Genomic DNA, 13,276 nt, shown 5'->3' on the forward strand with positions numbered 1-13,276 from the left:
TGTCGCGCCGTCGTCCTCCCGGCGCGGCGCGCTCAGGCGTGGGCGACCAGCGGCACGGCGAGCCTGAAACAGGCGCCGCCGCCCGGCCGCTCGAAGACGGCGACGGTTCCGCCATGCATGTCGGCGATTTCGCGGACCAGGTTGAGGCCGAGCCCGGCGCCGCGATCGAGCGGCTTCAGCCGATGGAACGGCTCGAAGATCCGCTCGTGCTGATCGGCCGGAATGCCGTCGCCTTCGTCGGAGACTTCGATCGAACCGTCCCTGGTCACCGCGATGGTGATCGTGCCGCGCCGGCCGCCGTGCTGGATGGCATTTTGTACCAGGTTGGTCAGTGCGCGCTCGAGGGCGGCCTGATCGCCGATCGCCTGGGCCTTCTGGGCCTCGGTCTCGAACGACAATTCATAACCGGCGGCAATGGCGAGCGGCGCGAGGTCGACGGCGACACGGCGGCCGATCGCCACCAGGTCGATCGGCGCGAAATGATCGACCCGCTGATTGAGGCGCTGCAGGTCGAGCAATTGCTCGGCGAGGTTGGACAGCCTGGCCATGTCCTCGAGCAGCCGGGTCTTGTCGGCGGTGGTCGGAAGCGCCTCCAGGCGCGTCTGCAGGATGGCGATCGGCGTGCGCAGCTCGTGGGCGGCGTCGACCAGGAAGCGCTTGTGGCGCTCGTGACCTTCGTCGAGGCGGCCGAGCGCGTCGTTGACGGCCCGGACCAGCGGCGCCACCTCGGTCGGGACGGTCTCCACGGGCAGGCGCGTCCCGCGCTGATTGCTGTCGATGCGTTCGGCTTCGGCCGCCGCTTCGCCGATGCCGGCGAGCGACCGGCGCACGACCATCGAGGTGGCGATGACGGTGGCAAGCGTCATCAGCACGAGATTGGGCAGGATGGCGCTCAGGAACAGGATGGAGGCGCCGAGCACGAGCTTGCGCAGCAGCAGCTTGCCGCCCGAGCCGGAGATGATCTGGACGTTGCCGGCCGCCGTATCGACCCGCTTGATCCGCGCCGTGGGCAGTTCGGGGTCGTCGCCGATCTGCCAGCCGAGGCGGGCCTGGCTGATATGATCGAGCGCGTCGCCGATGCGGTCGAATTCCGGTGGCACCTGTCCCTCCGACAGGACCTGGCCCTGCCGGTCGCGGACGACGAACCAGAGATTGGGGCTGTCCTGCCGGAGCCGGGCCAGGTCCTCGGTCCGGCGCAGGATGAGGCGCCCCTCGGCATCACGCGTCAGGGCCACCTGGACCGCGTCGGAGACGGCGTCCTCGTCGGGTTCGTCGATGAGATAGCCAGCCGCCCAGAGCGTGCCGACCGCGAGCACGAGCAGGAGCGCCAGCATGGCGCCCTGCAGCAGGACCAGCCGCCAGACCAGGCGCCATTTCAGGGATCGGACGGGGCCGAATGTCATCGTGGCGGCCTTGGTCGCTTCGTGCCTATGGCGCGTGTTTCAGGAGATAGCCGATGCCGCGAATGGCGTGAATGGCGACGCCCGCCTCGGCGTCGGCGAGCTTGCGGCGGAGCCGGGAGACATGGGTGTCGAGCGCGTTCGACTGGATCTCGTCATCCATGCTGTAGACGGCTTCCTCGAGCGAGGAGCGCTGGACGGTGCGGCCCATGCGGCGCAGCAGGGTTTCCAGCACCAGCAGCTCGCGGCGGGGCAATTCGAAGACCACGCCGTCAATGCTCGCCTCGCGGTGGCTGAAATCGAAGGACAAGCGGCCGACGCGCAGGATATCGGCCGACAATTCGCTCGAGCGCCGGCGCACCGCCCGCAGCCGCGCCAGCAATTCCTCAACCGCGAAGGGCTTGGCCAGATAGTCGTCGGCGCCCTTGTCCAGCCCGGCGATCCGGTCGGCCAGGTCGCCGCGCGCCGTCAGAACGATGATCGGAACCGAAATGCCCTTGGCGCGCAGGGTCGGAATCAGAGTCAGGCCTTCGCCGTCGGGCAATTGGCGGTCGAGCAGGATCGCGCCATAGACGCAGGAGGCGATCGCCGCGTGGGCGTCGGTCAGCGTCGCCACATGGTCGACGATCATGTCGTATCGTTTCAGGGCCGCGCCAAGTGCCGAGGCCATTTCCGGCTGGTCGTCCACCAACAGAACACGCACAATCAATTCCTTCGCCGCGGAGCAGCCCCGGACGGCCGGTAGCACCACGGCATTGCGTCAGCATTGCGCCAGCCGCGGCCGCTACTGCACGCAGTCGAGCGGCAGCACCACCGGAAAGGCGTAGTCCTGCATGGTCGGCAGGCGGCGCGTCTCGCCCTGGGCGACTTCGGTGATCTCGACATTGTTGCGCCGCAGGAAGCGGGCGATGACGTCACGCTGGATGCCGGTTCCCGGCCGGCCGGTGAATTGCGGGTCGTTGGCGATGCCGACCACCAGGCCGCTGCCGTCATAGATCGGCGCGCCCCAGGGTTCCTCGACCGCACCGCCCTGGAACTGGAAGCGGCTCGGGTCGCTGCCGGAGCCGGTCGTCGCGGTAACCGTGCTGCCGACGACAGCCACCGCGCCGAGCGTGCGCCGGGCGGGATAACCGACGATCACCAGGTTCTCGCCGACCCGCAATCCGGCCGAGCCGAGCCGGAACGGGGCGACCGGGCTGGTCAGATCGGGCACGCGGTAGAGGGCCAGGTCGAATTCGGCATCCTCTGCGACCCGCACCATGGCGACCCGCTGCCCGCCCGGCCGCGCGATCGATACGGTGGAACAGTTGCGCACCGAATGGAACGTGGTCAGCACATGGCCGAAGCGGCTGACATAGAAGCCGGTTCCCGACGAGATGACCTGACCTGGCTGGGCGCGGGCGGCGACCGTCAGCTCGGGTTGTTCGCAGAGGTTCTGGGCCTGGCGGGTGTCGACGCCGCCGCCGGCGAAGACGAAGCGCAGGTTCCAGGTGCAGCCGTGCTCGCTGGCGAGCCGCAGGTGGAACCGGCCGGCTGCGCGCAGCGTGCCGGCGCCGAGCCGGTCGGGCCCCCAGTCGACGGTGTTGGTGGCCTGCACGAAGAGCGCGACGATGACCGCCGGGCCCTGGTTGATGATCATCGTATCGACGGCGCGTGGCGGCTGCGGTGGTTGGATCGGCTGGGTCGGCTGCGGCGGCTGGGTCGGCTGCGCAGGTTGGGTGGGCTGATTCGGCTGGGGCGGGTTGATCGCCTGGTTGCCTTGCGGAAAGGTCGCATTGGTGCCGTCGAACACCACTTCGCTGATGTCGCAGAGCTCCTGCCGACGCTTCTCCTCCTCCCGGCCGTTCTGGTAGATCACCCGGAGGTCCCAGATGCAGCCACGCCCTCGCTCGGGCCGCAGCTCGCCGCGCTGGCCGGCGGCGATGGTGCCGCCATTGAGCCGGTCACGCCCCCAATTGTCGTCGCTGACCGGCGAGGCGTAGAGCCGGGTGATGGCGGCCGAATACCTGTTGATGACGAAGACGTCGGGATTGTTGCGGTCGGTGGAGCGCTGCTGGGCATGGCTCGCCGACGGCGGCAGCAGCGCCGCGACGCTCAGCAAGGCCGCCATGGTCGGGCCAATTGCGACAAAAGTGCTCAGGACGCGCGCGAACCGCATCGACGAATGCCATCTGTTGATCGGTGGTTGAACTTAGACGCCGCGCCATCCGCTGTCACGGCCTGCCGCAGGCACGTCCGGGCAGGCCGGACTGGGGCGCATCGGCTGTCAGTAGCGTGCGGCGTCATTGGCGCGCTCGATGCTGCGTGGGCCGGCGGGCGGCTGGGTCGTGCCGTCCCAGAAACGGCTGAGCGCGCGGCGTGCGGCGGTCGCTTCGCCGCCGGCGCAGCCCTTCTCCGCGAGAAAGGCCTTGGCATCCTGGTAGCCGGCCTCGACCGCCGCGGCCGCGCCCTGCGGGCCGCGCGCCTGGTTGGCGTTCTTCACCCGCAGCCGGATGGCTTCGAAGGTCGGCATCGGCAGGAAGTCGCAATTGCTGTCGTACCAGAGGGTGAAGCCGGCGAGGTAGTTGGTTCGTTCGCTCCGAATCGATGCGCTGGTCTGCTGGAACAGGTCATGGATCCGGTCGTTGACGAGGGCCTGGACAACCTGGTCCTGGCGATAGGGGCCGGCCTCGACCGGAGCGGCGGCGAAGCCGGAGGCGATCGCGACCGTGGTCAGAAGCGTCAAGATGGCCGACATGTCCTGCTCCCTGGTCAGGGCGGATCGGGGATCCGCTCCGTCTGCTTAGGGGTTAGCGAGAGGCCGCGATGTGCGGCATTGCACAACGTTGCGACGGGTTGCGATGGGCCGACGGGATGGTGGCCGCACGCCGGCCGGTGGCGGCCGAGGCCCGTGCCGAGCGGGCCTGCAGGGCGCAATGCACCAGGACCGGGACGCGCCGCTGCGGGCGGCGATGGCAGAGCGCAACCATCGCGACGATCCATGGCAGGGCGGCCGCGAAGGCGAGAAGGGCAGTGATCCGCATGACAGGCTCCCGTGGGTCGAGGCGGTCGAACCGCTTGCGACCTGATTAGGCGGGAGCCCCTCGGCTGGGCATTGCTGGGTGTTGCTGATGGTTGCGACCGGTGGTGCTCAGCCGGCAAAAGCCGAGGGCCTCGCTGATATCCATCGGGACATCGGCGAGGCCCTCGACAGGCCGGTCGGTTCGGTCAGGCAGGCGCGTTCAGGCGACCTTGGCCTCGCGCACGACATAATCGCTGCCGCAGAAGCCGACGGCATTGGCGTGGCTCTTGGTCAGGCGGGCGAGATTGGTCAGGAAGCGCGCTGTCTCCTCCTCGTCGAGAGGCGCTGCCTGCGGATTGCCGCCGCGCGGATCGAGCCGGCCCAGAATGTCCGGATTGCGCACCACGATGGCGGTCAGCCGGAACCGGCCGGGGATGGGCTGCACCGGCTTCGGCTCGCGCATCAGCAGGATGCGGCCGGCCTCCACCGAGGGCTCGAACGGTGACGGCAGCCAGCGCACGACGTCCTGGAAGGTCATGTCCCAAATCCGTCCGCCGAGCATGGAGGGATCGCGCGAGAACATGACATAGACCTTTAGGGCGCCGGCATCGGCGGGAATGCCGTCAATGGCGAACAGCCCTTTGTGCCGGCCGATCTCGAACACCGGAGGGCCGGATGCCGCCGCCGAGGCGCCCTCGAAGAAGCGGGTCGAGCCATATTGCTCGATGGCGACCTGCAGGCTGCCGGGCGCATTGGGGGCATCGGGCGAGAATTCGCGCACCAGCGCCTTGTGGGTGCGATCGAGCACGTCCTGGTCGATGACCTCGGTCGTGTCGATCAGCTGGCGGGTGAAGGACAGCACCGGGGCCTCGAAATCATGCGGGCGGAAGGCGTAACCCGCCGGTTCCGACCGGCCGGCCGCACCACGCACGACGGCGACCCGCTTGTTCACGACATCGGCGAGCTCGCCCGCGACATCGGGCTCACAGCCATAGTCGCCGCGCAGCATCTTGGAGAATTTGGACGGGCCGTCGTCCGGCCCCCACAGCCTGGTGGCGATCTCGGCATTGGATTGCGGCAGGCGCAGGAGCTCGCGGACGGCAAGCCATTTCAGAAAAAGATTGGGAATAGCGTTGGCCATCGTTTCGTCTCCGGTTCACGGCCCCCAATCAGCCAGATCTCACGCCCGCGGAAAAGACCGAAGGCAAGGCGCCGCAACACACTGCAAGACGCCGCAATTCCGGCCGGGGGCTCCCCGCGGCATCGTCCGTCCAGACAGCGACGACGCCTGTCGCACCAGGATGGAGTTCCGAACATGCGCAGTCGTAGCCTTATCGTAGCGCTTCTCGCCGCCCTGTCACTCGTCTTGGCCGCGCCCGGCGCCTTTGCCGGCGAGCGTGTCGCTCTCGCGATCGGGGTTTCCGCCTATCGCTCCTCGCCTCTGCCGAGCCCGGTGAAGGACGCCACCGAAGTCGCCCAGACACTGGCCGGCTTCGGCTTTTCGGTGACGCTTGCCAAGGACCCGAATTCCGAGGACTTCAAGGCCGCGGTCAATGCCTTTGTCGCCAAGGCGCGCGGCGCCGAGGCGGCGGTGGTCTATTTCTCCGGCCATGGCCTGCAGGTCAATGGCGAGGTCTACATGATGGCCAGCGACACCCGCGCGGACCGTCCGGAAATTTTCCAGCGTGACGATTTCACCGTCAACGGCATCCTCGATCGGCTGCAGGCGGCCGGTGTCGACTTCAAGTTCGTGATCGTCGACGCCTGTCGCGGCAATCCCTTCCTGGACGCCGATGGCCGCACCGCGCTGGCGACCGCCAATGCCGGCCGCGCCGAGCGCCGCCGTCCGGCCACCAATGCCCTGGTCAGCTTCGCGTCGGCCTCGGGCCAACTGTCGCAGGACTGGGGCGGCTCGATCGGCCTGAGCCTCTATACCTCGGCGCTGCTCGAGGTGATGCGCCGCAACGAGCGCATCGAGGTGCGCGACCTGACCCAGCAGACCCGGGCTCTGGTCGAGCAGCGCGTCGCCAGCCGCGGCGCCAGCGCCCAGAACCCGTGGGAAGGTTCCTCGCTGGTGCGCCCGATCCATTTCGAGCGCCGCGCCGCCGGTCCGGTCGTGGCTTTCCTCGCCGACCAGGAGCGGGGCTCCTTCGATCGGCGCGACGGCCGCATGGCGTCGCTCGAGCGCCAGCCGCGCCAGCCCGTGGCCCGGGCGGCCGAGAGCGACATCAATGTCAGCCGCTCATCCGGCCAGACCGGGAACCGGGCGTGGGAATATAACGTGGCTTCGGTGCAGGACCGCGACGGTTCGCGTGCCGAGCGGCGCAGCGCGCTCAGCTCCGGTGGCCGCTACGGCATGGCCGAATGGCGCTGAAACGACCAGGCGCAAACGAAAGAGGCCTCGCGGCACGTCGCCGCGGGGCCTTTCACCATAAGGCCATGGCAAGGCAGTAATCGGCGTTTTCCAGCACCGTCGTCTCGGCCGGGCAGGCGGTCAGCCGCCGATAGGCGGTCAGCGAAATCGGGCCGGTGCCGGTATCGGGACTGGACAGGCGCTCGTGGCCGAGCGCCGTCGGCGTCACCAGGCCGAGATTACCGGCGCCGGCCAGGCAGTAACCGGCGAACGGAAATTGCGCCGACGACGCGGCGCAGTCGGCCGAGGTCTTGGGCGCCAGCGTTGCCGTACCGGTCGCGGCGCCCGTGATGGTCAGGCCGGTGGTGCCGGGCGCGGCGGTCAGCCAGGGCGGGCTGGCCGGGGCAAGGCAGGCGGCCTCGGCCTCGAACAGGGCGGTGGCGGGGCAGCGCTCGCCCGACTTGGCCGTGACCTTCAGGTCGACGGCACCGGCGAGCGGTGCCGTCAGGCGCCCGCTGTCCCAGATCGCTCCAATGGGCTGGCCGGATTTGAGGCAGTAGAGGCCGTCGAGCACCCGGGTCCAGCCGTCGCGGCAGGGCTGGCCCGGCTGCGCGCGCCAGATCAGCGCCTCGTCGGCGGCGACCGGCCAGGATTCGGGATTGCCGGCATCGACGGAGAGCCTGGCGGGCCAGAGCGCGTAGCCGACGGCCAGGCCGGCCACCAGCAAGGCCGCCCCGGCCATCAGGACAGGGCGCGCCCCCGAAAGCCGCCCGCCCCGATCCGCTTCGATCGGACTCAAGGGCTGGGGAACCTGGCTGACGAGGCGGGCCGGCAGAGTCGGCGCAGGCGCCGGCGCGGCAGGGATCAGGGGGACGGGTTCCGGGGCGATCGGGGCCGGCACAAGGGTCGCGGCCGTGGCGAGGCTCGCCATCGTGCCGATACCAGCCAGCGACGGCCCCGGCTCGGCTACCGGTGTTGCGACGGCTCCGCGCGTCGGTGCCATCTCGACGGCCGCCGGCGCCGCCTGCGGCGGTGCGGGCTGGGGCGGCGGGGGCGCGACTTCGGCGACCGGAGGCGGGGCGGGCGGCGGTGCCTCCGCGACCGGCATGAGAACGAGCGGGGCAATCGCCCCTTGGACGAACAGCGCCGGCCGTTGGCTGTTGCCGGTCGTCTGGGCGACGTCGCGCGACACGGAGAAAAAGATCTCTTCGAGCCGCCGGTTGGGTTGCAGCAGGTGACGCACCAGCGCGCCGGCATAGGGGCTGTTGTCGCCGGAGCCGTCGTCGGCGACCTGTCCGGCGGCCGTGGAAAACACCACCAGCGTGCCGTCGGGCAGGTTCTGGATCGAGGCCAGCCCCTGGGTGAGGCCGCCGCCGGTATCGCGCACGGCGCTGTCGCGGCAGGCGTCGAGCACGATGACATTGGCCAGTGACCGGGTCCGGGCCAGTTCCTCGACCAGATAGTCGACCAGGATGGCGCCGCTTTTCAGGTAGCGCGTGTCGGGGATATGGGCATCGATCGGCACCAGGTAATTGGCACCCTGGTGCTGGATGCCGTGGCCGGCGAAATAAAAGAAGCCGACGGCTTCGGGGCCCGCCTTCTCCATGCGTTCGCCGAGCCGTACGATCGCCGTCTCGAGAATGGTCTTGCCGGCGTCGATCGCCAGTTCGGTATCGAAACCCAGCTGATCCAGGGCCGAGGCGACCAGCCGCGCATCACGCGCGGGGTTCTCCAGGCGGCTGGTCCGATAGGCGCCATTGCCGACGACCAGCGCAACCCGCGGCGACGCGGGGGCGGCCGGGGCTGTCCAACCTGAATCGTCGTCACCGAAGAACCGAGGGGGCATGGCACATGGGGTCGCAACTGACCGAAGGGCATCAAGAATAGATCGCCCGCCCCGCCGATTCAACGACCTGTCCGGTTCGGCCGCCTTCGATGCGTCCCATGCTCGGCCGGTTACGCCGTGTCCTGCCCTGTCGTGACCTCGTCAAACCGGAGCCAAAGTCTGGAAGCGCTCGGGCATCCGCTTGGCTTCGGCGGTGCCGATGAAGCGCTGCGGGCTGCGCGGCAGGCGCTGCGCGCGCGGGCTGGCGGTCGCCAGGCGGTAATCGTCGGGGCTTTCGACGACCGGGTGGCTGGCGGTGCCGTGGTGGATGGCCGTGGCTTCGCCATGGGCCGAGGTGAGGATGCCGGTGACGAGAGCCAGGCTGGCCAGCGTGGCGAACAGGAACGAGGCGCGGCGCGGATCGATCCGGCCGATGATGCCTGCCTTCGGTTGCTGGGTGGTGGTCATGGCGCGATCTCGCTGGGTCCTGGCCACGTCGAAAGCGTGGGTCGATGAGGACGGGCTTAGCGGGATGGCCGGGCTTGCGGCATTGCGCGGGATTGCAGCGGGTTGAAGGGGATTTCGCGCGGTGGCGTTCCCATGACCGGAAGGGGCGGCCGGAACGGCTGCGACCCGCCGGGCGGCAGCCTCGGCGGGTCGCTGGGTCGGGGGGAGGGACAGGCGCCGGTCGTGGCGCGGCGCTTGCCGGCGTCACTCGTTCAGGGTGTAGCGGCCGAGCCGGCAGATGTTGATGCGGCGCTTCTCGACGATATCGCCGTCGGCGAACTTGAACTTGAAGTCGTAGATGCAATCGGGCCGGCCATCGGTCATGTTGATGTTGATGCTGCGGCCGGCGCCCAGCGTGTTGTCGCCGAGAATGTCGTTCTCCCAGTTGGAGACGCTGGGCGGCGATGCCCAGAACGAGTGCAGTTCGACGCCGGTATTGTTGACCAGGCGGAACGAGCAGGCCTCTTCGCCACGATCACAGGCGCTGGCGGCGCCGGCGCCGGCCACCAGGGCGGCGGCGAGAGCAAGACCGGCGATGGTGGTGTTGCGAAAACGATTGAACGACATGACGATCTCCTCTTGGCTGGACAGCGTCGGGCGCTGTTGAGGAGATGCTTAGACCGCGGTCGCCGGGCGTGGCATTGCTACGGCTTGCACCGGGTTGGGACTGCTTTCCGTGGCAGGTCAGGATCCGGCTCGCGGTTCGGCTCCGGGGGCCGGCCGAATGCCGCGTCCGGGCCGGGCGGGCTGGCCGGCGGAGCCGTCGCCGCCGGCCTCCAGCCGCGGCAGGAGATCCCAGATCGCGCGATTGAGGTCGTTGAGTTCGGCAATGGCCCGGGCGAGCTGCCGCATCCGCGCCTCATCGAAGGGATGACGCACGCCGAAGCGGATGCGCCCGCGCGATTCCTCGATCTTCATGGTCTGGGTATCGGTGATCACGCCATGCGCGTCGACCACGAAAATGCAATGGGTGAGTTCGTTGCGCAGGCGCGTCAAGCGGGCAAAGGCCTCGACAATCCGGCCGATCTCGCGCCGGAGCCGGGCTTCGCCGACATGCACCTTGGCCAGCCGGGTCACCAGGTCGAGGCGGGCGCGGGTGGTGTTGAGCGTCGAGAAGACGATGGCGGCGGAGATGTCGTCCGTGGCCAGGAGCAATCTCAGGACATAGATGAACAGGCTCTCGTCGTTGCTCCAGCTGAAGTTGAGATCGCCGATGAGCGCCATGATGGTCCTGCGCCGTTCGGCCGATGTCGCGGCAGCCGCCTCGATGGCCGCGAAGTCCGGGCGTGGCGGGAGCGATGACGGGGGCATCATCCAAACCTGCGATGGATCGACCGAGGGTCGGTCCGAACGGACCGGACGGCCGATATCCGGAAGGCGGGGCAGCACGGGCGCGGGTTGCGAGGACCAGGTCCGACCGCCTCGCCCGTCGAGCGGCGGCCCATGCGTGGCCCCGCCTATTTGTCGGCCCGCATGAACAGGTCGAACTGCCCTTGCGGTTCCAGATTGCCGCAAGGCCCGAGGTCCGGGCGCGCGCTGTCGCGGGGGCTGAAGGCGAGCAGCCGGACAATGGCGCTCTCGAAACGCTCGGCGAGGTCCGGGTCGTCGAAAATCTCGGAGGCGATGCGCAGGTTCTCGATGCGCTGCTGCGCGACCGTGCGCTTGCGCTGGCCGTCCGGGGCATCGGGAACCGCGGGCCAGCGGATCGGCGGCCCGGCCGTGCCGTCCTTGGCGTCGCGTTCCGGGCAGATCAGGTCCCAGCCGACGGCGTGGACGATCTTGCGCTTCAGGCTCCAGGCCGACATCAAGGAGACGTGCAGGAGGCGTTCCAGATTGTGGGCGCCGAGCCGGCCGCGCGAGGCGACCGTCAAATAGAGCGCTTGCAGCCAGATATGCAGCGGGATGTGACTGCCTTCGAAGATCGTGCCGGCGCGCAGCGAGAACGACTTGCGGCAAGCGTAACATTTGAAGGTGGATTTGCGCGTCGATTTGCCCTCGAGCCGTCCGATGCGCTTGGTTTCGCCGCAATGCGGGCAATTCAGGTTCTCCGCGCCGAGACAGTTTTCCAGGAACCGGCAGGCCGCGTCTTCATCTTGCATGTCTTCGAGATTGATCGGCATTACGATCCCCATCCCAATTGGAGACGATATCCAGGTATGACCGCGGTGCTCCAGAGGTGCTCATCGTCGACCACATCGAGGCCGCAGCGCGGGGCATCACCGGTCGCGGACGGGCAGCCAAGCGCGCCGAGGCTGGTGAAACCGACAAGGGCCCGATTGCCGAAGCGATCAGGTCAACCGGCTTTGGGAGTTGTAGAAAGGTGCGCGGACAAAACAGATCTCGCGACGCCAAAGCGGACCCCTGGCGCCGGACGGATCTGATCATGCTCCAAGGTCGATCGTGGCCAGCCTCGTGCCCGGCTGTCGCTTTCGACGACCTCGTGGCGCCGAGCTGTGCCCCCGGCTCGCCGCGTCTTTGCTGGATTCTTTCGGCCTCGTGCTTCGGTTGGTCTGGCCGAAGAATCTCTCGTGGGGCTCCCCCGCCTGCGTTTCAGCGCGGCGGCGCCAGGCTCATTAAGGTAGGTATCATGGTGCCTCAATTGTTGTTCTATTACATGATGATGACCGCGAGGTCCATAATTTTACCGAGGGGTGACGCTTATAGTACGCATTTACACAAGCTGGGTTGTGGTTCGGATATGACTGGCTCGACCCTTGGTGGCGATTATAGAACTTGACGGAATTGCCCGCCGCCACCCATCATCCGGTCCCTTGGCAGGCGAGCATTTTTTGCGGCGTTTGGTTCGAAATGTCGCGCTGGTTTGGACGCGGCTGCCGGCGTGCTTCGGCAGAAGCTCAAGGCGTCGAGCCAGGGTGCGTCGAGACAGGGAGAGTGTCATGTCCTGGGCTCGGTTCATCGGGGCTGTCGGGTAGCGGCGATCCCAGCACGACCGGTGGCTCTCCGCCCCGGACGTCTTCCAGTCCTTCCACACCAGATCGGATGTCAGTCGCGGTTCCGGCGCCCGAGGTGCCCTGGAACCTGCGGCGGTCACGGCGTTCGCATTCGGCGCTCAGATCAAGACGTCAGGCTCGAGCGTAAGGAGTTGGCGAGCCAGGACTTGATCTGAGAACGAAGACCTGATCCGCGGACGAAGACTTGATCCGTGGACGCAGACTTGGCGGGCAATGCGTTCTCCGACGCCTTGTATCTGTTTGTCGTGATGTCGCGGCGGATGACATCCGGCCGCGGCGACGGCGGAGATTTGCCCGTTCCGTCAAACCAGGGAGGTCGCCATGTCCGGGTAGCCACGAAGGACCAGATCAGCAAATCACCTTGTTCCTGATGGCATTGCATAACGCTCCATGTCCAGACGTCGAAATGGGGCACACAGGTCCGAAGTTCTTGTGCCGCGACCCAGAAGAGACGCGGTCAGGCGCCGAGGACCTGGTGTCTCCGTCTTCGACGAGGAGATCGACATGTCGCTTCACGGTCGCGCCCGAGGCCGGCCCGAGAGCCAGGCCCGGCGCCATGCGCGGACGGACCGCGAAGCCCGGGAGCGCAGGCTCGAGCAGGCGGATTGTCAGCGGTCCCTTGGCCGGCCGGCCGGTGGTGCCGCCGTCTGCGACGACAACAGCCGTTCCGATTTTGTGGCGCAGGTCGGTTCGACCCCGGTCGCGCCCGGCGCAATCCATACCGATGGCGAGGGCGGCCTGACCCTTGCCGCGGCAACCGGCGGCGAGGTCATTGGCGAGAGCGGCGCGCGTTCCGCGGCCGAGCCCAGCGCGGCGAACAGCTTGCCGGTGCCAAACGCCGCGCAGTCCATTGCGATGGGCTCGAACGTCCAGTTCAGCCAGACCCATTCAAAGCCTGCAGGTGACGACGACTGAGGGGCGGTTCGCGATCATCCCTTGGCCCTGCCGCATGGGCGTCTTCACGCGCTCGCCTCCCGCACGACCGACGACATCTCCGCCAACTCCACCGTCGCCGGCCGCGTCGGGCGCCGCCTCTGCCGCGCCGCTCGACGGTGTGACGGGGGCGGCGACTTCTCCTGCAGCCGCCGGCCGGCACGAGCGAAACCTGCGGCAAGATTGGCTGGCCGGCGGCAAATCGACCGGTTGGGGCGCCCCGGTGTCGACGGCCGCACGCCTGTGACGTTGGCGTGACATTTTCGTGACAAGGCCGCCGTGCCA

The 13,276-nt window shown here is 68.4% G+C and carries 12 protein-coding genes; 2 read left to right on the forward strand and 10 right to left on the reverse strand.

Features of this window, described 5'->3' with window-relative positions:
• Positions 1 to 32 precede the first annotated feature (32 nt).
• The 5 genes from AC07WJ_RS05920 to AC07WJ_RS05940 all read right to left on the reverse strand — a co-directional run bounded on the left by AC07WJ_RS05920 (position 33) and on the right by AC07WJ_RS05940 (position 5,542).
• Positions 33 to 1,403, reverse strand: a complete 1,371-nt coding sequence (locus AC07WJ_RS05920) for a sensor histidine kinase (RefSeq protein WP_494933579.1) — start codon at positions 1,401 to 1,403, stop codon at positions 33 to 35.
• A 25-nt stretch (positions 1,404 to 1,428) separates the two neighbouring features.
• On the reverse strand, positions 1,429 to 2,103 hold the full coding sequence (locus AC07WJ_RS05925) for a response regulator (RefSeq protein WP_494933580.1): 675 nt from the start codon (positions 2,101 to 2,103) through the stop codon (positions 1,429 to 1,431).
• Between the two features lie 81 nt (positions 2,104 to 2,184).
• Positions 2,185 to 3,558 carry a S1 family peptidase gene (locus AC07WJ_RS05930; protein ID WP_494933581.1) on the reverse strand — a complete coding sequence of 458 codons (1,374 nt, stop codon included), beginning with the start codon at positions 3,556 to 3,558 and terminating at the stop codon, positions 2,185 to 2,187.
• Between the two features lie 108 nt (positions 3,559 to 3,666).
• Positions 3,667 to 4,137, reverse strand: coding sequence for a hypothetical protein (locus tag AC07WJ_RS05935; RefSeq protein ID WP_494933582.1), 471 nt, complete (start codon positions 4,135 to 4,137; stop codon positions 3,667 to 3,669).
• Positions 4,138 to 4,621: 484 nt separating this feature from the next.
• A complete protein-coding gene (locus tag AC07WJ_RS05940; protein ID WP_494933583.1) occupies positions 4,622 to 5,542 on the reverse strand; it encodes a hypothetical protein in 921 nt (306 codons plus the stop codon).
• Between the two features lie 174 nt (positions 5,543 to 5,716).
• On the opposite strand from AC07WJ_RS05940, the gene AC07WJ_RS05945 reads away from it, so the two are divergent.
• Positions 5,717 to 6,775, forward strand: a complete 1,059-nt coding sequence (locus AC07WJ_RS05945; protein WP_494933584.1) for a caspase family protein — start codon at positions 5,717 to 5,719, stop codon at positions 6,773 to 6,775.
• 52 nt (positions 6,776 to 6,827) lie between these two features.
• On the opposite strand, the gene AC07WJ_RS05950 is transcribed toward AC07WJ_RS05945, so the two are convergent.
• The 5 genes from AC07WJ_RS05950 to AC07WJ_RS05970 all read right to left on the reverse strand — a co-directional run bounded on the left by AC07WJ_RS05950 (position 6,828) and on the right by AC07WJ_RS05970 (position 11,206).
• On the reverse strand, positions 6,828 to 8,600 hold the full coding sequence (locus tag AC07WJ_RS05950) for a caspase family protein (protein ID WP_494933585.1): 1,773 nt from the start codon (positions 8,598 to 8,600) through the stop codon (positions 6,828 to 6,830).
• Between the two features lie 141 nt (positions 8,601 to 8,741).
• Positions 8,742 to 9,047: a hypothetical protein gene (locus AC07WJ_RS05955; protein WP_494933586.1), complete on the reverse strand. Its 306-nt coding sequence runs from the start codon at positions 9,045 to 9,047 to the stop codon at positions 8,742 to 8,744.
• 243 nt (positions 9,048 to 9,290) lie between these two features.
• A complete protein-coding gene (locus tag AC07WJ_RS05960) occupies positions 9,291 to 9,653 on the reverse strand; it encodes a hypothetical protein (RefSeq protein WP_494933587.1) in 363 nt (120 codons plus the stop codon).
• Between the two features lie 117 nt (positions 9,654 to 9,770).
• Positions 9,771 to 10,397 (reverse strand): hypothetical protein, encoded by a 627-nt coding sequence (locus AC07WJ_RS05965; RefSeq protein WP_494933588.1) that lies wholly within the window; start codon positions 10,395 to 10,397, stop codon positions 9,771 to 9,773.
• Between the two features lie 146 nt (positions 10,398 to 10,543).
• Complete coding sequence (locus tag AC07WJ_RS05970; RefSeq protein ID WP_494933589.1) at positions 10,544 to 11,206, reverse strand: transposase; 663 nt, start codon at positions 11,204 to 11,206, stop codon at positions 10,544 to 10,546.
• A 1,356-nt stretch (positions 11,207 to 12,562) separates the two neighbouring features.
• On the opposite strand from AC07WJ_RS05970, the gene AC07WJ_RS05975 reads away from it, so the two are divergent.
• Complete coding sequence (locus tag AC07WJ_RS05975; RefSeq protein ID WP_494933590.1) at positions 12,563 to 12,973, forward strand: hypothetical protein; 411 nt, start codon at positions 12,563 to 12,565, stop codon at positions 12,971 to 12,973.
• Positions 12,974 to 13,276: the final 303 nt, after the last annotated feature.

It is taken from the genome of Phreatobacter sp. GW821-FHT04C01, from assembly GCF_059420385.1.